Origin of the sequence: Natronolimnohabitans innermongolicus JCM 12255, from assembly GCF_000337215.1 — an archaeon.
In the GTDB taxonomy this organism is placed as follows: domain Archaea; phylum Halobacteriota; class Halobacteria; order Halobacteriales; family Natrialbaceae; genus Natronolimnohabitans; species Natronolimnohabitans innermongolicus.
On record NZ_AOHZ01000082.1, the window covers coordinates 18996 to 37909 of the forward strand.

Here is an 18914-nt window from a genome sequence, read left to right on the forward strand (position 1 = left end):
CTCGAGTCGGAAGACGCGAGTTCCTTAGACCAGGCTCGCGCCGTCGAACTCGCCGCGGCTGTACTCGACGTCGAGCAGGTCGAGGATCGTCGGCGCGATGTCGAAGAGGTCGGCGTCGCCGATCGTCGCCTCGGAGTGGTCGATGTACAGCGAGGTGTTGTCGAAGCTGTGCATGCCGTTTCGCGGCCCGGTCGTGAAGATGTCGGAGTCGGCCTTGAAGCCCGACTTGAGGTCGAAGCCCTTGTTCGGGATCGCAACGAGGTCGGGCGCGATATCGTCGTGGTCGCCGCGGAACGCCGTTTCCTTCTCGACGACGCGTTCGACGACCGTGTTCCCGTCGGGGCCTTCGAGCGCCTCGAGGTCGGCTTTGAGTTCGTCTCGAACCCGATCGTACTCGTCTTCGGGGACCGACCCGCGCGGTTCGCGGCCCTCGAGATTGATGTAGAATCGACCCGGAATGAACGAGTAGGCCTTCGTGTCGTCGGAGATGTCGCCCAGTTCCTCGGGGTCGTCGGTGTCGAAGGAGAGCCATCCCTCCTCTCGGAGCCACTCGTTGAAGTGGACCTCGTAGTCGAGGCTGGTAAAGCCGTGGTCGGAGGCGACGATCATGGTGACGTCGTCGGGCAGCGCGTCCCGGAGCTGGCCGATGTAGTCGTCGACCTTCTGGTAGAATTCGATAAACTCGTCTTTGTACTCGCCGTCGCGCTCGTAGTCTTTGAACAGGAAGTGGTTGACCCGGTCGGTCGTCATGAAGACGCCGAAAAAGAGGTCCCAGTCGTCCTCCTCGATGTAGTGCTGGAAGGCTTCGAAGCGCGCGTCGATCGTCTCGTGGGCGTCCTGGATGAACTCGGCTTTGTCCGTCTCGTGGCCGAGTTTCGGATTGACGTCGATCCGGTAGTCGAGCGTCTCCAGGTAGTCGCGTACGTCGTCCGGGTACGCCGCCTTCTCCAGCCCTGGCGAGAGAAAGCCCGAGACCATCCGCTGGACGTTGCGCTGGGGCGGGAAGGTGACGGGGACGTTCATGACGGTCGCCTTGCGACCCTCCTCTTGGACGCGATCCCAGACGCGATCAGCCTGGACCTCACGGCCCATCGGAACGTAGGTGTCGTAGGTGCCGACCTCTCGGTCCTGAAAGCCGTAGACGCCGGTCTCGCCGGGGTTCATTCCGGTCGTCAGTGCCGGCCAGCAGGCGCTGGATTCGGGCGGCACGATACTCGAGATCTCGCCGGCCGTCCCGTCGTCTGCGATCGCGGCGAAGTTGGGAAACAGTTCTTCGTTCTCCGAAAGGAGACTGTACGGCACGCCGTCGACCCCAATAAATGCGACGCGGGGGGTGTCGTCGCCCCGCAATCGATCGAACAGACCCATGGGCGTCCGTAGTCCGACCGCATACAAGAAGGTTCGTTTCGAGACACTGTACTGAGAAGGGCATGACAGCGTCTCACGCACGGACGGCGTCGGATCTCGGACCGCGCCAGTCTCACTCGAGTCCGATGAAGTGCGTGGTTCATACGGTCTGCTGTAACGTTTTGCCGGAGCGACCGTAGGACGACTCGGGGTCGCTCCGGTAACGACTTACAGCAGTCCGTATCAGTCGCTTGGCCTGCACTCGAGCGCGATAGAATGGATGGTGGGACGTGGCGCCGACGGACGGGGACCGCGACAGCGATCCGACGGTCAGCTACCGACGAGAACCTTACTCGTCGTCTCCGTCGTCGTCCGGCTCGAAGTTCGCGGGGACGACCGTCAGGTGGGCCATACCGACGCTCGGTCGGTCGTCCTCCTCGGTCGACGGACGGGGTGGAGTGGATGCTGCCATAACGAGTACGTCTTTGGCTGCCACGGGGATAAAATTACCCATGTTCATACTGCATACAGCGGACGGGTGTCCATAACCCGTGGGTATTTCGTTGCAACTCGGATCGGTATCTGGAAGCGAGCGTAATATCGTACAGAAAACGGCGTGTGGCGAGCCGTTGTCGATCAGTCGGCGGTGACTACTGGAAGTTCTCTTCGTAGAGCTCCTGGGCGTGTTCGATCGCGTCGTAGGCGGCCTGCTTGTCTTCCCAGCCCTGGGTCTCGACTTCTTTGCCTTCCTCTAAGTTCTTGTAGGTCGCGAAGAACTCGTCGATCTCGTCGAGTTGCTGCTGTGGGATGTCGTCGAGGTCTTCGATGTGATCGTAGCGCGGGTCCTCGCTCGGCACCGCGATGACCTTGTCGTCTTGCTCGCCGTCGTCGTCCATCTTCATCAGGGCGACGGGGCGGGCTTCGATGACGCAGCCGGGGAACGTCTGATCCTCCACGAGGACGAGCACGTCGAAGGGGTCCTCGTCGTCGTAGTACGACTGCGGGATGAAGCCGTAGTCGCTCGGATAGTGGACGTTGCTGTGGAGCACGCGGTCGAGGACGACGCCGGGAATGTCCTTCTCGTACTCGTACTTGTTTCGCTCGCCCTTGAGACACTCGACGACGGCGTAGATCTCTTCTGGCGGATTCGGTCCAGTCTCGAGGTCTTCCCAGAGATTGACCATGTACCGGAAACTCCACGGTGGATCAAAAAGTACTTTCGTAATCGAGTGTCAATTGCTAAATGACGGTTACCAGATACCCTGACGATGCTATCCGGGCATTACCCACCAGCGTCCGGCGATGTCGGCCCCGTTCGACGAGGTCTCGATCGGTACCCCAACGGATTAGTTGACAAGTCTTAAATAGTCTGGTGACATTTGCACAAGTATGTCAGAGGCACAATCAATCACCGGCGAACAGAGCATTGCGCGTGAACTCACGGCGTTCCAGACAAACATCCTCACGATCCTCGCGAAAGAGCCGATGTACGGTCTGGCGATCAAACGCGAACTCGAGGATTACTACGGGACGGAAGTAAACCACGGTCGACTCTACCCGAACCTCGACGAGCTCGTCGAGCTCGGCCTGGTCGAGAAGAGCGAACTCGACAAGCGAACGAACCAGTACTCGCTGACCGACGACGGCTACGACGCCGTCCTCGACGGCATCCAGTGGTCGCTCTCGAAAGTCGTCACCGGCGACGACCGCGCCGACGAGATCGCCGAAATCGTCGACAACAGCTACTGAACGACGCAACTGCGGCAGCCACCAGAGCCGCAACTGCGCTCACGGTCGCACCACCGAGCGATTACCGCTCCCGATCGTCGGGAACCGGTTCGTCGGCCGTCTCGTAAACGAGCGTGATCGAGTCCTCGATCGCGTCTCGCTGTGCGTTCGACGGCCAGGCATTTCTCACGAAGTACTCGTCGCGAAACTCCCGGAGCTCCGCCGCCGTCAGGTCCTCGATTCGCTTCGCGTAGTGGTTGCCGACGAAATCGGCGAGCGCGGCGGCGTTGTCCCCGTGGACCTCGCCGTGGGCGTCCCGAACCTCGGCGACCAGTTCGCGGTTCCGTTCGTCGACGGTGTCCCAGTCGTCGGGATCGCCCGTCCCCTCGAGTCGGATTTCGACCGCGCGCGAGATGTCGTCGATGCGGTCGGTCCGGATGACGCCCGCGTCGGCGTCGTGCCACTCGTCGGGGTGAAGCACGAGGACGTCGTCGCCGTCGTCGTCGCGAATACGCGAGGTGAACTCGTGGTCGGTGAGCAACGCGTCTCGCCGCTCGCGCCGGGCGTCAGCCTCGTTCGGATCGGGCGTTTGACGCGCGATCCGAGTGAGGCGTTCGGCCTCGTCGACGACGTCGGCGGGCAGTTCGTCGTTCGGTTCGTCGGCGTCGTCTCGAGCATCGTCGCTCGCGTCGGCGCCGCTCGCAGGATCGGTCGAATCGGCCATATTCGTCGTACGCACTCGAGGGCTTTTCCCTTGCTGATCGGGCTCGCCGAGCGAGTTCGACGGATTCTCGCCGCGCTGTCGTCGCCCTGGCCGGCCTAGGCTCGATCCAGCGCCTCGTTGACGAGCCCGTCGGCGCGCTCGTTGACCTCGCGGGGAACGTACTCGAGGGTCCACTCCTCGAACTCGCGAAGCAGTTCGTGGACGGTGACGCGTTTTTCGCGCAGTTCGGGGTTGTTGGTGTCGTACTCGCCGCGGACCTGTTTGACGATCAGCTCGGAGTCGCCGCGGATGTGGATCTCATCGTAGCCGTAGTCGCTGGCGGCCTCCAGACCGGCGATCAACGCCTCGTACTCGGCCTGATTGTTCGTCGCCGTGCCGATCGTCTCCCCGTCCTCGGCGACGATTCCGTCGCCGGTGACGATCACCCAGCCGATCGCGGCCGGCCCGGGGTTGCCGCGGGAACCGCCGTCGAAGTAGACGTGTGCGCGCCCGCCGCCCTCGCGCAGCAGCGATTCGATCTCCTGTGGACTCCCGCCCTGAATCACGACTTTGCCGTCGTAGGCGACAGCCGTCGCTGAGCCGCGGCTAGCCCGCCAGCGCTCGTGATCCGTGTTTCCGGGTTCGACCGACACGCCCGCTTCCTCGAGTCGTTCTCGAGCCGTCTCGACGTCACACTCGATGACCGGCATTCGTAGCTGTTGTCGGCCAGAACGGGATAAAGTCTTTCCGGTTCCAAATCGTAAACCTCGCTCGAGAAGGCGCCTGTGTGCCGATTTCGGCACTTTCGGTGTAGTCTGACAAAACACTTCCCAAGGACTTATATAGTGTGGTGATACTACTATAAAAGTGCGATGACACGGTCCACCCGCCAGCGGGAGCGAACGCGTGAGACGGACGAGACCGAGGATCAGGAAGGGGTACGTGCCTGCCCTGAGTGTGAATCGGACAATCTCGTAAAGGACTCTGACCGGGGTGAGCTCATCTGTGAAGACTGTGGGCTCGTCGTGGAAGAAGAGAAGATCGATCCCGGTCCTGAGTGGCGGGCGTTCAACCACCAGGAGCGGCAAGAGAAGTCCCGCGTCGGCGCGCCGACGACCCAGACGATGCACGACAAGGGACTGACCACGACGATCGACTGGAAGGACAAAGACGCCTACGGGCGGTCAATTTCCTCGAAAAAGCGCAGTCAGATGCACCGACTGCGCAAGTGGCAAGAGCGTATTCGGACCAAAGACGCCGGGGAGCGAAACCTGCAGTTCGCACTGTCCGAAATCGATCGAATGGCCTCCGCGCTGGGTGTCCCGCGGTCGGTCCGCGAGGTTGCGTCGGTCATCTACCGGCGCGCGCTCAAAGAAGACCTCATCCGCGGGCGCTCGATCGAGGGCGTCGCGACCTCTGCGCTGTACGCCGCCTGTCGAAAGGAAGGCATTCCGCGCAGTCTAGAGGAGATTTCCGAAGTCTCACGCGTCGAACGCAAAGAGATCGGTCGTACGTATCGGTACATCTCGCAGGAACTCGGTCTCGAGATGCGCCCCGTCGACCCGAAAAAGTACGTCCCCCGATTCTGTTCCGAACTCGAACTCTCCGAAGAAGTCCAGACCAAGGCCAACGAGATCATCGAGAAGACGGCCGAGGAAGGACTGCTCTCGGGGAAGTCGCCGACGGGCTACGCCGCGGCCGCGATCTACGCCGCGTCGCTGCTCTGTAACGAGAAGAAGACCCAGCGGGAAGTCGCCGACGTCGCACAGGTGACCGAGGTCACCATCCGGAATCGGTACCAGGAGCAGATCGAAGCGATGGGGATCCACGGCTAAGCCGTCTCGCACCGTTTTGCCGTTTCTCGACGCGTTCTCATCCTCGAGAGCGGCCGCTCGATCGACGGCACGCGACGCGGCACGCTGAGACGCCTCGCAGCACGTTACGTTTCGTCGTCTCCGTCGTCGCCGTTCTCGTCCGTGCCGTTCTCCTCATCACCGTCTTCGTCGTCAGCGCCGTTCTCGTCGTCTTCGACGACTTCGATGGTGATCTCGTCGGTCATGTCGTAGGCGTTGTGCTGTGCGTCGCCCGTCTGCGCACAGAGGTCGTACTCGCCCGGCTCGAGTTCGACCTCGGTCTCCTCCTCGCCGTCCTCGAGGTGGTAGTAGCCGTCCTCGTGCGGGATGACGTACCCCGGATCGACGCAGCCTTCGTCGACGATGACGTGGTGGTGGCCGGCGCCGTCCTCGGGCGTCGGATCCTGGTCGCCCTCGTCTTCGACCGGCTGAAGTTCGAACTCCGTCGCCTCGAGTTCGACGTCGACGGGGCTCGACACCTCGGCGCCGTCTTCGGGTCCGACGAACTCGACCTCGCCGTCGTGATTCTCGTGATCGACGTCGTCGATCGGGACCTCCTCCTCGCCGTCGTCCGGCGATTCGTCTTCGTCGTAGTCTTCGACGATATCGCTACAGCCGGCGATCGTAGCGAGGGCGGCGACTGTCCCTCCAGAGAGCCACTGTCGTCGCGTCGGTGTTCGTGTCATGGTATCATAGTTCGACGATCGATTCGGGGGGAGCGTTGCGGCGCATCCGCTGGCAGTGCTCAGTGCTCCGATCTGGTGCCGTCGCGGCGAAAAGTCCACTCCCTGTGCTCGCTACGGCGTCGAGAACTGGGTCTGATACGGATTGCGGTACCGATTTACCGGCGCAACCGCCGCCCGAGTCGCGGTTGCGCCGGGAATGACGGACAGTAAACCGTATGAATGGGCGTGCGAGACCGTCGCCTGGACCGACTGGTGCGAAAGAACGGGGCGGCGGTCGTCGGACGTGCGCCAATGATTGGTCCGCCACTACGCAGCGTTACTCGTCGTCTTCGTCGTCGTCCATCCCGTTTTCTTCGTCGTCTTCGTCGTCGTCCATCCCGTTTTCTTCGTCGTCTTCGTCATCGTCCATCCCGTTCTCCTCGTCGTCGTCCATCCCGTTTTCTTCGTCGTCTTCGACGTCGTCGTCCATCCCGTTTTCTTCGTCGTCTTCGACGTCGTCGTCCATCCCGTTCTCCTCGTCGTCGTCTTCGACATCATCGTCATCGTTTCCGTTGTCGTTACAGCCAGCCAGCGCCGCGAGACTGACTGCACCGCTCAGTGCAACCATCCGTCGTCGAGTGAGTCGTTCCGTCATAGTACCTCAATCGAGTCCCGGAGACAGACGGTCAAGAGAATTCGGAGCCTAGCCGTCGGCGGTTCGAGCCAACTCGCCGTTTATGCCAATCGATCCGAAAACCGAGCGTTTGAGGAGAATTCGGCCGATCCAGTCGGTTTCCGAACGGGTGAGCTGAGCGACCGTTTCACCTGAAACTCGCCGCAGTAACGACGGTCTCGAGGCTTGGAAAACAGACGGTTACTCGAGTCGGCGTGGTGGTGATCGCTGAAACGGTCGCCATTGTCTCGAGTTGTGACGCCCCGCTTCCGCCGGCTGACCCGCCGTCGGTCGACGTCTCAGTCGTCTTTACCGACGCTGATCACCTGCAACAGCGAGTAGACCGGGACGCCCTCGAGTTCCTCGACGCCCTGTTTGTCCGCGATGACGACGCAGGCGAGCGGATCGCCACCTTCCGCGCGGATCGCGCCGATCGTCTCGCGCATCGTGGTGCCGCTGGTGATGGTGTCGTCGACGATGTAACACTCGCGATCACGAATGCCCGAGAAGTTTCGGCTGAACGTGCCGCCGAGGTCCTCGATGTCGCCTTCTTCCCACTGGTGTTTCGCCGGTGTGTACGTGCCGAGGTCGGTCTCGAGTTCGCGCGCGACGAGCGTCGCGATGGGGCCGCCGGCTTTCTCGATCCCGATCGTCAGATCGACGTCTTCGCCGTGTTTGGCCAGCAGATCGGCCATCGCCTCGGCGATGGCGCTCATTCGTTTGCTGTCGCGACCGATAGCGGACCAGTCGACGTGGATGTCCTGCGGGCCGCCCGTGCCACCGCGGGGTTCCTGTTGCTGGTCGCTCGGCTCCGTCGTCGCGCCGCTTCGCTCGACGAGCCAGCTCGCCGTCTCTCGGGAGACGTTCAGTTCGTCCGCGATCTCGCCCTTCGAGAGCCCGCGAGCGGCGAGTTCTGCCGCGCTCTCGATGAGGTCGTCTACGTTTTTCATATATCCGTGAATTCGACCGCCGTTTTTATAGGCGTGTCGTCGTCGACGAGCGAGTACCACAAACGGTTATCCCGCTTCCACCGCCTCTATGGGACATGGAGCGATACGATCTCGTCTACCGCCTCTACGACGAGTACGATACGGATCGGCTGCGGGAGTATCAGGCGTTCGTCGACGTCTTTCCGGCCGTCGACTCCCGCGTCGCGCTGGAACACTGGCAGGACGCGAGCGAGGAACTCGAGCGCCGGAAAGACGAGATTCGGTCGGCGTTCGCGGCCGGCGAGACGTTCGCCGAAATCGCCGCACGAGCCGACCGCGACCAGGCCTTTACCGCGCTCGACCTCGAGGCCAAGTACGGCCGCGCGGTCAACGTGCTCGTCCTCGACGTCGACGAGACGCTGCGGTCGGCGGGCAACACCGACAACGAAATCCCGCGCGATACGCTCCACGTCCTGACGGAGTTTCACGAGGCAGGGATCCCGATCGTCATCTGCACGGGCCAGACGCTGGAGAACGTCAAGGGATTCGCGATCCAGGGACTGGGCAGCGAGATCGTCCACTCGGGGGCGCTCTCGATCGTCTACGAGGCCGGAACGGGCGTGTTCACGCCGGGCCACGGCGCCGATACGAAGCAGTTGCTCTACGAGGAACTCGACGCCGAGATCCGGGACGTGTTCGACGACGTTCGCTCCCGCGTGCTTCCGGAGGCGCCCGAGGAACTCCGCCGGGGCTGTCACCTCCAGGGCAACGAGTTCAACGTCACGATGAAGCCGAACTACGAGACGGGCTCTTCGAAGGCGCGCGAGACCATCGATACCGCGCTGGTCTACCTGATCGACCTGCTGGCCGACGCCGTGGGCGCGACGCTCGCGGACGACTCCGCGGCCGATCGGGAGGGTGACGAGTCGACGGGCAACGGCACTCGCGAACTCGAGGCCGAATCGATCGTCGACTGGACGCGAGCGTTCTACGCCGATCAGGATCCCGAGATTCGGGCCGTCCTCGAGGGAGAAGGCGCCTATCCGAACCTCGAGGCCGAGGCGGTACCGTCGGCGCTCGCGGACGTCTTAGCGCGGATCGACGTCGCCTACTACGAGGCCGATGCGGCCGAGATCGGTAGCCTCGAACTGAACAAAGTCGTCGGCGTCGAGCGGGCGCTCGACGTCTTGGGCGTCGAAGATCCGTTCGCGCTCGTGATGGGCGACTCCAAGAGCGACCTCCGCGTCATGGAGTGGGTAGACGAGATCGACGCGGGAATCGCCGCCGCGCCCGAACATGCCTCGCAGGACACCCTCGAGCACGTTCTCGAGACGGACGAACTCATCTTCGACCGGGGAAAAAGCGTCGACGTATTGCGGACAGTGTACGCGATGAACCGACTGGCACGGCTGGACTGATACGGATCGCTGTACCGATTTGCCGGCGCAACCGCTGGCTGGGCCACGGTTGTGCCGGAAACGACGGACAGTAAACCGTACGGGACGGCAGGCCCCACTCGAGCGGATCGCCCGCACGAACTCACGTTCGTTCTCGAGGTCGTTCGACTGGCCCGACAGACACCCTGAACTGACCGTCATCGGGCGTGAGAGACTGTCTTAAACGACTGGAAGTCAAAAGCCTGCTCATCAACCACACGCGAGCAGTAGCCGGGTGTAGCACGATCCGAGCGGGTGTGGCGCACCGACACGTCGGTATCGCCGCGTATTGGCGGCGCTTTCGCCACCCCAGCGCGTGGATCGGTGAGACAATTATGAGTGAATTCCGAGCCACAGACCGAGACCTTGAACCTAACATGGGCACGGACACGAACGCCCTTGGCATCGTTCACCGATCAGAGTCGGGCGATCACGCGGGGGTGACTGTCCGGTGACCACGATCGCGGAACTCTCACTGTCCACCGCCGAGTTCGCCCTCGCGGAGACGTTCGACCGCCTCCCGGAACTCGAGGTCCGCGTCGAGAGCGTCGTCGCAGAAGGGCCGGCGCGGACGGTCCCGCTCGTCTGGTTTACACACGCCGACCACGACGCGATCGAGGTAGCCCTCGAGGCGGATCCGACGGTCGCCGACTACCAGCGACTCCTCGAGAACACCGACGAAGAGATGGAGTGGTTCTACCGACTCGAGTACGACGAAGACGTCAGCTCCGTTTGCCAGGCCGTCTACGCGAACGGCGGCACGCTCCTCGACGCGCAGGTTGCCGACGACCAGTGGACGCTGCGGTTGCTCTTTCCCGAACGCGAGGAGCTCTCCGACGCCGTCTCGGCGATCGAAGACAGCAGCACTCGCGTCGACGTCCGACGAATGGTCGAGGCCGGACAGGACGAGGGGCTCGAGACGACGGCGGCGCTGACCGACCCCCAGCAGGAGGCGATCGCCGAGGCCTATCGCCAGGGTTACTACGACGTCCCCCGCGAAATCTCGCTCGAGGAACTCGCGAGCGAACTTGACATCTCCCATCAGGCGCTCTCCGAGCGCCTGCGACGAGCGAATCGGGTGCTCGCCAGCGAGCAGTTAGACGAGCCGGCAGGGGAACTGGCGACCGACTGACGCGGTCGACGGCGAGGTGAACGATCGCGCCCGACCGTGCGAAAAGCGGCCTTTATGCGAATCCGCGGCGGACGAACCCGCATGGCTCACTCCGATCCCGGGACCGACGATCCGCTCGCGCTCCGCGGCGTCGTCCCGCCGACGATCACCGCGTTTCGCGACGACGAGTCGGTCGACTACGAGACGACCGCCGACCACGCTCGGTTCGTCGTCGACCGCGGCGTTCACGGGGTGTTTCCGCTGGGTACGAACGGCGAGTTCCCGTTGCTCACCGGCGAGGAGCGACGGCGCGTCGTCGAGTGCGTCGTCGACGAAGTCGGCGGCGAGGTTCCCGTCATCGCCGGCGTCGGCGCACCGAGTACCCGTGAGACTGTCGCCCACGCCGAACACGCCGACTCCGTCGGTGCCGACGGCGTCGTGGTGGTGACGCCCTACTACTATCCGATCGACCGCGACGCTGCACTCTTCCACTACCGGCGAATCGCCTCGGCCGTCGATCTCCCCATCTACGTCTACCACATTCCGAGCAAGACCGGCACCGAACTCTCCCTCGAGACGCTCGCAGAACTGGCCGAGATCGACGCGATTGCCGGCGTCAAGGACTCGAGCAAGGACGTCCCCTGGCTCGCTCAGGCGGCCGACGCCCACCCCGAACTGACCTTCCTCGCCGGCTCGGACTCGCTGTTAGAGACGGGCCTCGAGGTCGGCTGTTCGGGACTGGTCAGCGCCGTCGCGAACGTCTTCCCGGCGCTCGTCGTCGACCTCTACGAGAGCTACGACGACGGCGACGACGCTCGCGTCCGCGAACTCCAGAGCCACGTGTTCGCCGTCCGCGACGCGTTCAAGTCGGGCGGCGCCTACATGTCCGGCGTCAAGACCGCGCTCCGCCTCCGCGGATTCGACGCGGGGCCGCTTCGAAGCCCGCTCCGGCTGAAAGACGACGACGCGACGGCGACGTTTCGTGCGGAACTCGAGGACCTCGAGTTGCTTTAAACGCCGTCGCTCGCTGGACTTGCGGTCGGTCCGAAACGAATGGACCAAAAAACGGATCGCGACGCTAGAAGAGCGCCCGCGTCCGAACCTCTCCGGTGAGGATCAGCACGCGGCCGTCGGCGTCGATCGAGTAATCCTCGAGCGTGGCCCAATCGTCGCCGATGTCGCGGTTCCGCTCGACGTGTTCTTGCAGGGCGTCGCTGTCGGCTTCGCCCTCGCTCTCGTAGACGAAGACCTCGCAGATGTCGGTGGTGCTCCCGTCGACGTCCTGTGAGCGCGCCTGTCCGACGAGGCCGTACTCCCAGTCCTCGATCCTGTCTCTGATCGCTTCGCGCTCCTCCTCGCTCGCGTCGTCCGGATCGTCGTACTGATCCTCGAGTTCGTTCTCGACCGTCCGCGGCTGCGTGAGAATTCCGAATGCGGCGCCCCCGCTCTCGAGTTCCGAGAGCAGGAGTTCGCCGTCGTCGTCGTCGGTCCAGCGGTTCTGCTCGTCGTCCTTGGTGTCGATCGTCGACTCGACGAGCGAGACCGCGTCGATCAGTGCGGGCGCGTCGGTGGCGACCACGTAGTCGTCGCTGACGCCGAACGCGTAGTCCTCGACCGTGTAGAGGTCGAAGTCGCCCTGGCTCCCGGCGCTCTCGAAGCCGTCGTCGTCATCGTCATCGTCATCATCGTCGTCGAAATCGAACTCGTCGTCGACCCACCGCTCGAGCGCGTCTTCGACGTCGTCCGTGTCGAAGTCGCCGGCGAGCACCGTCGTGCTCCCCTCGGTCGTCCCGGATCCACCGTAGGAGAGATCGAACTCGTACTCCCAGTTCGCGCTCTGTTGAAGCGCCCAATCGATTTCGGACGCCGTCACACCCACCTTGCCACGGAGTTCACTGCCGCTCTCGAGTGGCGCGTACGTGTCGATATCGCTCTCGTTGTCGAAGATCATCTCGGGTTCGACGTACGAGAACATCCGAACTAGCTCCTCGGTCTCCTCGAGGTCGGCGTCGTCGTACTGCTCCTCGACCGTCTCGTCGTCGAGAACGTCTTCGAACGAGACCGTCGTGAGCCACTGATCGACCTCGAAATCGCCGCTGCCGACGAAGGGGAGGCTGCTCGTACAGCCGGCAAGACCACCCATTCCGATCGCAAGTGCACCCGCGCCACCGTTCCGAATAAACTGTCGTCTGCTATAGTCGCCAGACATTACGCTACAAAGGAAAGTAACCACAGTTAACAGCTTCGGTTCGGATGCTTCTCGCGGTCGGTTTCAGTGCGCTGAGCCGTGTTACGAAGTCTACACCGAACTGTTCCTGAACAGTGGCCACAATCACTATATATTGTTACACGTCTGCAGCCAGCCGTCGGTCTGCTCCGACGACAGTGCACAACAGTCGGGACCCGTCGCGCAGTGTCCCCCGCTTCCGGTTCCCTCACGGCGACGGCCTGTCACAGACAGGTTCTCGCCGAGCTGGGACGCGAACGCGGGCCATCGCTTGCAAACACAGTCGCGACCAGGCAATCAACAGGGTGCACTCGAGGCGACGATCACGACGTCCGTCGTCAGCGAAATCGTACCGGGCGGGTCGACTGAGACGATTGGAACGCTAGCAGCGACCGAACACCATGCCACTCGCAGGCATACCGTTTATCGAGATACCTGTGATAACACGAGTACTACGGAGTAACGATGGATACCGATCGCAATCAGTCTCAGTCGGCCGTATCCGGTGGTGAGGCGTGGTGACTTTCGACGACGGGCGGGACGATGACGAGACGTTCCATCCGCTCGGCGAGCAGTGGCAAGACGACCTCGAGGAAGCGCTCGAGGACACGGAGTACGACGCGGATCTCGGGATGGAGATGGCCAAAGACGCCATGCGCGTCACCAAGGGCGAACTCTCCGAGGAGACGTTCAACGAGCGCTACCGCGACGACGTCCTCGAGGAGTTCGGCGAGGACGGAGAGGCGCTCGCCGAAGAGATGGAGTCGAAAGACGGCGGCTACGTGGAAGGGGCGCTTTCCGCGGTCGGGGCTGGGGAGGATTCCCGCCGCGACGTCATGAAGAAGATGGGTGGCGCCGGTGCGGTGGGCCTCGGCGCCTGGGGCGCGGCCGGCGGGAACGATGGTCCCTCGAGTCCCGTCCCCGCACAGGACGACCAACAGGAAGCCGACGAACCCGACGACGCGAACGGCGAGGGGACGCAGTACGGGATGACCCTCGACCTCGAGCACTGTGACGGCTGTCTCTCCTGTGTCGTCGCCTGTGCCGAAGAGCACGACTGGGATCAGGGAGCGAACTGGATGTACGTACTTGCCTACGAGGACGACACCGTTAGCTCCCCGCCTGCCGACGATTTCGACTCGACGGAGGATTTCGAGTACCTGATCCGGCCGTGTCAACACTGTACCGACGCGCCCTGTGAGAAAGTCTGTCCGACGACGGCGCGGCACACGCGCGACTCGGACGGACTCGTGTTGACCGACTACGACGTCTGTATCGGCTGTCGGTACTGTCAGGTCGCCTGTCCCTACGGCGTCAACTACTTCCAGTGGGAAGAGCCGGAAGTCGGGGAGGACGAACTCGACGAAGACCACATGTACGACGTGCGAGACCGGCCAGTCAGCGCGCGCGGACCGCGAGGAGTCATGGAGAAGTGTACGTTCTGTCCGACGCGAAACGACGGCAGTCTCGGCGAAGAAATGGTCGGCACGACCGCCTGCGAGGACGCTTGTCCGCCCGAAGTAATCCAGTTCGGTAATATGAACGATCCGAACAGTGATCCGCAGCGGTACAATAACAACACCGCCAAGAGTCGGACGCTCGTTCGGACGGCCGGCAACCTCCCGTCGCTCGAGGAGTTCGAGGAAACGATCGACGGCGAAGACGAAGAGATAGATGCCGTCATCGACGCCGTCGAAGACCTCGACGAGGAGATGGTTGGACTGCTGTTGGCCATCTACATCGTCGGCGAAGACGGCGAACCGGAGGGCGACGAGAGCAGTTCTCTCGCCGAGCAGGAAGCCGAGGCGATGGAGTACGTCGAGGCGCTCGCCGACCACGGGATCGACCTCGAGGACGAGGATCTGCTCCTCGAGTTCGACCTCGCCGAAGAACCGGACGACGACGAGGAGTTCGACGGTGCGAGCGAAGACCTCGCTCAGGAAGTCCTCGACGACTTCGCGGGCGACGTCGAGTCTCGGTTCAAGCTCCTCGAGGACGTCGGGACGGATCCAAACATCATCTACCTCGGTAACGAACCGGGTCCGGACGCCGAACAGGTCGAAGGACCGGTTGCCTACGACAGCGTCGATCAGACGGACAACCGCAAGGACGTTCTCGACGAAGGCACCGTCGGTCCGGACGGCCCTTCCATCTGATCGCGCGCTTTTAGCTCCCCTTCCTTTCACCTTCCGTTCCGCCGACTCGGCTCCGATCGGACCACGTTCAGAACCGTTTCGGCTCGTTTCGGTTCGGTTCGGTTCGACTCGCCGTCTTCATTACGACCCCCACGAACACCCACGTATGGACATGCGTCAGCGGGTCATCGTCGCCGCGCTCTGGATCGGCGTCGCGGCACTGATGGCTATCACGCTCGAGCCGGGAGTACCGTCGGACGCGGGCGAAATCGCACGGCTGTTCGTCGTCGTCGTCGCGCTCTTTCTCGCCGGCGTCTATCTGCTCGATCCGAAGGGTGTCGTTACGCAGTTTTCGGATCAGAAACAGTAGTACGCAGTTTTCGGATCAGAAACAGCAGGAGAGTCGATGGCGCGCGTTCCGTCGTGTCGTCAGTCGTCGGCCGGCGCGAGCGGCTGCTGGTCGGCCGCGAGCAGTCGATCGAGGGCGTCGACCATCGCCTCGACGCTGGCGCGGGTGATGTCGGCCTCGCTTCGCGCGACGGTGACCGAGCGATCGTTGCGGACCATCGTCACCTCGACCGTGACGACGGCGTCCGTGCCGCCGGTGACGGCGTCGACGTGGTAGGAGTCGAGTTCGGCGTCGGCCATCGAACCGAGCGCCTCGCGGACCGCCGAAACCGCCGCGTCGACGGGACCAGAGCCGGTGCCGCTGGCGACGCGTTCCTCGCCGCCGACCTCGAGGCGAATGCTCGCCGTCGGAACCGGCCCGCCGCTGGTCGCGTTGAGATCGAGCAGGTCGACGACGCGTTCGCGGTCGTCGCCGGTGACGTCCTCCGCGATCGCCAGCAGGTCGGCGTCGGTCACGCGGCGTCCGCGGTCGCCCAGTTCCGTGACGCGCGTCGCGATCTCGGCGATTTCCTCGTCGGACGCCTCGACGTTGTGCTCCTCGAGGGTCGCCTTGACGCCCGCGCGGCCCGTGTGCTTGCCGAGGGCGAGTCGGCGCTCGCGGCCGACCGTCTCGGGCGCGTAGGGCTCGTACATCTTGTCGTCCTTCAGCGTCCCGTCGGTGTGGATGCCGCTCTCGTGGGTGAAGGCGTTCTCGCCGATGACGGCTTTGTTCGGCGCCAGCTGAACTCCCGTCGCCCGGGAAACGAGCTGTGCGAGGTCGTAGAGCTGCTCGAGTTCGAGCGTCTCGACGTCGTAGACGTGTGAGAGCGCGATTGCGACCTCCTCCAGGGCGACGTTGCCGGCGCGCTCGCCTAAGCCGTTTACCGTACAGTGGACGAGGTCGGCGCCCGCGGAGACCGCGGAGAGGGCGTTCGCGACGCCCAGCCCCAGATCGTCGTGGGTGTGTGCGCTGACCGGCCCGATCTCCGCGAGTCGGGAGACCGCCTCGGCGGTACGCTCCGGGCCCGTGTGGCCGACGGTGTCGGCGAAACAGAGCCGATCGGCGCCGGCGTCCGCGGCCGTCGCCATCAGCTCTTCGAGGTAGTCCAGATCCGCGCGCGAGCCGTCCTCGCCGATGACCTCGACCCAGAGGCCGTGGTCGGTCGCGTACTCGACGAGTTCGGCCGTCGTCGCGAGGTTGTCCTCGCGGGAAGTGCCGACCTTCCCCTCGACGTGACGGTCGCTCGAGGGAACGACGATGTGGACGCCGTCGACGTCACACTCGAGTGCGAGGTCGACGTCGGACGTCATCCCGCGACAGAAACTCGTCACGAGGGCGTCGAGATCGAGGTCGGTCACCCTCGAGATGGCCTGGCGCTCGCCGGCGCCGGTACAGGCGCTGCCCGCCTCGATGACGGCGACGCCCGCGCGCTCGAGGCCGCGAGCGATCTCGACCTTTTCGTCGGGCGACAGCGAGACGCCGGGGGCTTGCTCGCCGTCGCGAAGGGTGGTATCGAGAAGGCGGACTGTACGGTCTGGTGCGATCGTGTCGGCGGCGGAGTGAGTCACAGGTAGAAGCGAATCGGTTGGTGTAGCAGGCTGTTCATCGGAGAATTTCACGCCCAGCCGGGTTGCCCCGACTTCCTCTATCCTCGGACATGGTATGCGATGCTATTGCATCATGTGCTCTTAAATCCGCCGGTCCCAGATCGTCGGTGGCCGTCGAGATCGACGAAACGAACGTTTCACTGGTTTCACTGGGCTCTCCAGGCTGTTCAAACCATGTGCGGTAGCGCACGCTGAAACGAGGTGAGCCACTGGCAAATGAGCCACTGGCAAACTGCGCTTCGGCGTCGTGTGGGGCTGTTACAAGCGCTAGCGAGTGACGGCTTGGGAGTGACGGCTCGGAAGACGCACGCGTCTGCCAGTGGATAAGCGAGGGAGCGCCGCGACCGACCGAATCGGTCGGAGAGTGGGAATCTCGCCGCCAGCAGTAGTCGCGTCCTCCGATCCGTTTCCCCACGAGTGAGAGCCCACCCGAACACCCTTCCACCCCCCCGTTGTATCGTCCCGCGAGCATGGATTCGAACCTGGAGCCGCTCGCCCGCTCGCTCCGCGACGCGCCGGTCGTCGACCGCGACGGCTACGAGTACTTCGTCCACGGCGTCACCGACGGCATCCCGCCCCTCGAGCCGGCCGTCCTCGAGGCGGTCGCCGACGGCATCCGCGACCGAATCGACCTCGAGGGCGTCGACAAACTCGTCGCGCCCGAGGCGATGGGTATCCACCACGGAACGGCGCTCTCGATCGCGACGGGGATCCCGCTGGTCGTCGTCCGCAAGCGCGAGTACGGCTTCCCCGAGGAGGTCGCCGTCCACCAGACGACCAGCTACGGCGAGGACGAACTCTACCTCAACGGCGTCGACCCCGGCGACCGCGTCGTGCTGGTCGACGACGTGCTCTCTTCGGGCGGCACGATCGAGGCCGTCTGTGAGGCCCTCGAGGCAGCCGAAGCCGAGGTATCCGATATCGTCGTCGTTCTCAGACGCGTCGATGCGGATCACGAGGACGTCTCGCGCGAGGTAACGAACCTGCTCGACGTTCGGGTTCGAGACGGCGCGCTCGAGGTTCTGGATTCCGAGTGAACGAGCCGGTGGTCTAGATGGGGTCGTCCTCGAGCACGTCGAATACGCACCGCGTTACGGCGGATCGACGACTCCGTTCGGCTCTTCGAGCGATTCCGCGTCGTACAGCGTTCGCCAGAGCGTGACCGTTGCTCGCGCGACGAGTTGAACCTGCCGAACGTCGATACACGACGCTTCGACGGCGCCGTCGTCGCTCGACGCGTCCGGCGGTGGATGGAAGTGTGACTCATCGTCGGGCGCCGGATACTCGTGTGGATGAACGTCCCAGCGGAGGTTTCGACCGCGATCGTCCGTGTAGTGGATGTTGTAATCGTTCGTCGTCGACCATCGCACGTCGAACCGTCCGCGACTCGCAGGACCGATTCCATCGGCGAGCGAAATTCGCAGTTCGTCCGGGTTCAGCGGATCGTCCAGCGCGGCGGTCGCCAGCGGTTCCATCCCTTCGACGACGTCGCGAAACTCGAGGAGGGAACGCCGGTCCGAGGCCCCGCGAAGCGAGTGGGATTCGGTCCCGTCGTCACCACCAGACATCGCTCACGCCGACCCCTGATTCGGCTCTCCGACGACGTCTCCGGCCTGATCCAATGCGAGCGCAACTTTCGCAAAGCTCAGGTTCCGCCGCGTCGACCGCCAATCCCACAGCAATTCGCGATCGATATCGCCCTCGTTCCACGCGACGTCTTCCGGACTCTCGAGTCCCGTCTCCTCCCGATAGGCCTCGAGTTCGTCTTGCATCTCGTTTACTTTCGCGAACAGCGTCGACGAATCCGTGTTGCGGAGCATATCCCGCGCCTGTTCGAACACCAACGACTCCCACGAGCGACGATAGCGCGTCGCCCCGCTATCGGGTGCCGCCGTTTTCTCGACGAATCCCTGGTCGGCGAGCGCTTCAAGGTGTCTCCGAGCGGTGGTTTCCGAAACCAGCGCCTCGGTGGCCGTCTCGCCGGCTGTCAGTCCGTCGTACTCGGTACTCACGACCGCCCGGACGCGCTGTTGTGTCGTCGTCTCGGCTTTCCACGCGGCCCTGGACGCTTCGTTGATGTCGTCGGGTGACCCTCCCATACCAGTGGCTACA

General features: G+C 63.7%; 20 protein-coding genes. 8 read left to right on the forward strand and 12 right to left on the reverse strand.

From position 1 onward, the window contains the following. Positions 1–24 precede the first annotated feature (24 nt). The 3 genes from C493_RS17300 to C493_RS17305 all read right to left on the reverse strand — a co-directional run bounded on the left by C493_RS17300 (position 25) and on the right by C493_RS17305 (position 2531). Positions 25–1368, reverse strand: a complete 1344-nt coding sequence (locus C493_RS17300; protein WP_007260781.1) for an alkaline phosphatase family protein — start codon at positions 1366–1368, stop codon at positions 25–27. A 328-nt stretch (positions 1369–1696) separates the two neighbouring features. Continuing rightward, a complete protein-coding gene (locus tag C493_RS24090) occupies positions 1697–1819 on the reverse strand; it encodes a hypothetical protein (RefSeq protein WP_275039840.1) in 123 nt (40 codons plus the stop codon). Positions 1820–1997: 178 nt separating this feature from the next. After that, a complete protein-coding gene (locus C493_RS17305; protein WP_007260782.1) occupies positions 1998–2531 on the reverse strand; it encodes an inorganic diphosphatase in 534 nt (177 codons plus the stop codon). 205 nt (positions 2532–2736) lie between these two features. On the opposite strand from C493_RS17305, the gene C493_RS17310 reads away from it, so the two are divergent. Beyond that, positions 2737–3096, forward strand: coding sequence for a PadR family transcriptional regulator (locus C493_RS17310; protein WP_007260783.1), 360 nt, complete (start codon positions 2737–2739; stop codon positions 3094–3096). 61 nt (positions 3097–3157) lie between these two features. Here C493_RS17310 and C493_RS17315 read toward each other — a convergent pair whose 3' ends face one another. After that, on the reverse strand, positions 3158–3799 hold the full coding sequence (locus tag C493_RS17315; RefSeq protein WP_007260784.1) for a DUF7108 family protein: 642 nt from the start codon (positions 3797–3799) through the stop codon (positions 3158–3160). Positions 3800–3894: 95 nt separating this feature from the next. Further along, complete coding sequence (gene rnhA / locus C493_RS17320) at positions 3895–4488, reverse strand: ribonuclease HI (protein WP_007260785.1); 594 nt, start codon at positions 4486–4488, stop codon at positions 3895–3897. A 162-nt stretch (positions 4489–4650) separates the two neighbouring features. Between rnhA and C493_RS17325 the strand changes: the two genes are divergently transcribed. Next, entirely contained in the window at positions 4651–5613 is a 963-nt protein-coding gene (locus C493_RS17325) for a transcription initiation factor IIB (protein ID WP_006108914.1), read from the forward strand. A 104-nt stretch (positions 5614–5717) separates the two neighbouring features. On the opposite strand, the gene C493_RS17330 is transcribed toward C493_RS17325, so the two are convergent. The 3 genes from C493_RS17330 to gfcR all read right to left on the reverse strand — a co-directional run bounded on the left by C493_RS17330 (position 5718) and on the right by gfcR (position 7919). Beyond that, positions 5718–6317, reverse strand: coding sequence for a DUF4399 domain-containing protein (locus C493_RS17330; protein ID WP_007260786.1), 600 nt, complete (start codon positions 6315–6317; stop codon positions 5718–5720). A gap of 316 nt (positions 6318–6633) precedes the next feature. Next, positions 6634–6924: a hypothetical protein gene (locus C493_RS17335; RefSeq protein WP_338042060.1), complete on the reverse strand. Its 291-nt coding sequence runs from the start codon at positions 6922–6924 to the stop codon at positions 6634–6636. Positions 6925–7268: 344 nt separating this feature from the next. Continuing rightward, positions 7269–7919, reverse strand: coding sequence for a transcriptional regulator GfcR (gene gfcR / locus C493_RS17340; RefSeq protein WP_007260788.1), 651 nt, complete (start codon positions 7917–7919; stop codon positions 7269–7271). Positions 7920–8014: 95 nt separating this feature from the next. Between gfcR and C493_RS17345 the strand changes: the two genes are divergently transcribed. The 3 genes from C493_RS17345 (at position 8015) to C493_RS17355 (ending at position 11459) form a co-directional block, all read left to right on the forward strand. Further along, positions 8015–9316 (forward strand): HAD family hydrolase, encoded by a 1302-nt coding sequence (locus C493_RS17345; RefSeq protein ID WP_007260789.1) that lies wholly within the window; start codon positions 8015–8017, stop codon positions 9314–9316. Between the two features lie 469 nt (positions 9317–9785). Continuing rightward, complete coding sequence (locus C493_RS17350; protein ID WP_007260790.1) at positions 9786–10466, forward strand: helix-turn-helix domain-containing protein; 681 nt, start codon at positions 9786–9788, stop codon at positions 10464–10466. An 81-nt stretch (positions 10467–10547) separates the two neighbouring features. Further along, positions 10548–11459 carry a dihydrodipicolinate synthase family protein gene (locus C493_RS17355; RefSeq protein WP_049889453.1) on the forward strand — a complete coding sequence of 304 codons (912 nt, stop codon included), beginning with the start codon at positions 10548–10550 and terminating at the stop codon, positions 11457–11459. Positions 11460–11523: 64 nt separating this feature from the next. On the opposite strand, the gene C493_RS17360 is transcribed toward C493_RS17355, so the two are convergent. Continuing rightward, positions 11524–12654: a twin-arginine translocation signal domain-containing protein gene (locus tag C493_RS17360; RefSeq protein ID WP_083912436.1), complete on the reverse strand. Its 1131-nt coding sequence runs from the start codon at positions 12652–12654 to the stop codon at positions 11524–11526. Between the two features lie 536 nt (positions 12655–13190). Here C493_RS17360 and C493_RS17365 point away from each other — a divergent pair. Further along, a complete protein-coding gene (locus C493_RS17365) occupies positions 13191–14828 on the forward strand; it encodes a 4Fe-4S ferredoxin N-terminal domain-containing protein (RefSeq protein WP_007260793.1) in 1638 nt (545 codons plus the stop codon). A 145-nt stretch (positions 14829–14973) separates the two neighbouring features. Then, positions 14974–15177 (forward strand): hypothetical protein, encoded by a 204-nt coding sequence (locus C493_RS17370; RefSeq protein ID WP_007260794.1) that lies wholly within the window; start codon positions 14974–14976, stop codon positions 15175–15177. Positions 15178–15236: 59 nt separating this feature from the next. On the opposite strand, the gene C493_RS17375 is transcribed toward C493_RS17370, so the two are convergent. Next, positions 15237–16763 (reverse strand): (R)-citramalate synthase, encoded by a 1527-nt coding sequence (locus C493_RS17375; protein WP_007260795.1) that lies wholly within the window; start codon positions 16761–16763, stop codon positions 15237–15239. 509 nt (positions 16764–17272) lie between these two features. Between C493_RS17375 and hpt the strand changes: the two genes are divergently transcribed. Further along, complete coding sequence (gene hpt / locus C493_RS17380) at positions 17273–17839, forward strand: hypoxanthine/guanine phosphoribosyltransferase (protein ID WP_007260796.1); 567 nt, start codon at positions 17273–17275, stop codon at positions 17837–17839. A 54-nt stretch (positions 17840–17893) separates the two neighbouring features. Here the strand turns inward: hpt and C493_RS17385 are convergent, their stop codons facing one another. After that, entirely contained in the window at positions 17894–18370 is a 477-nt protein-coding gene (locus tag C493_RS17385) for a hypothetical protein (RefSeq protein ID WP_007260797.1), read from the reverse strand. 3 nt (positions 18371–18373) lie between these two features. Further along, positions 18374–18901: a DUF7342 family protein gene (locus C493_RS17390; RefSeq protein WP_007260798.1), complete on the reverse strand. Its 528-nt coding sequence runs from the start codon at positions 18899–18901 to the stop codon at positions 18374–18376. Positions 18902–18914 lie beyond the last annotated feature (13 nt).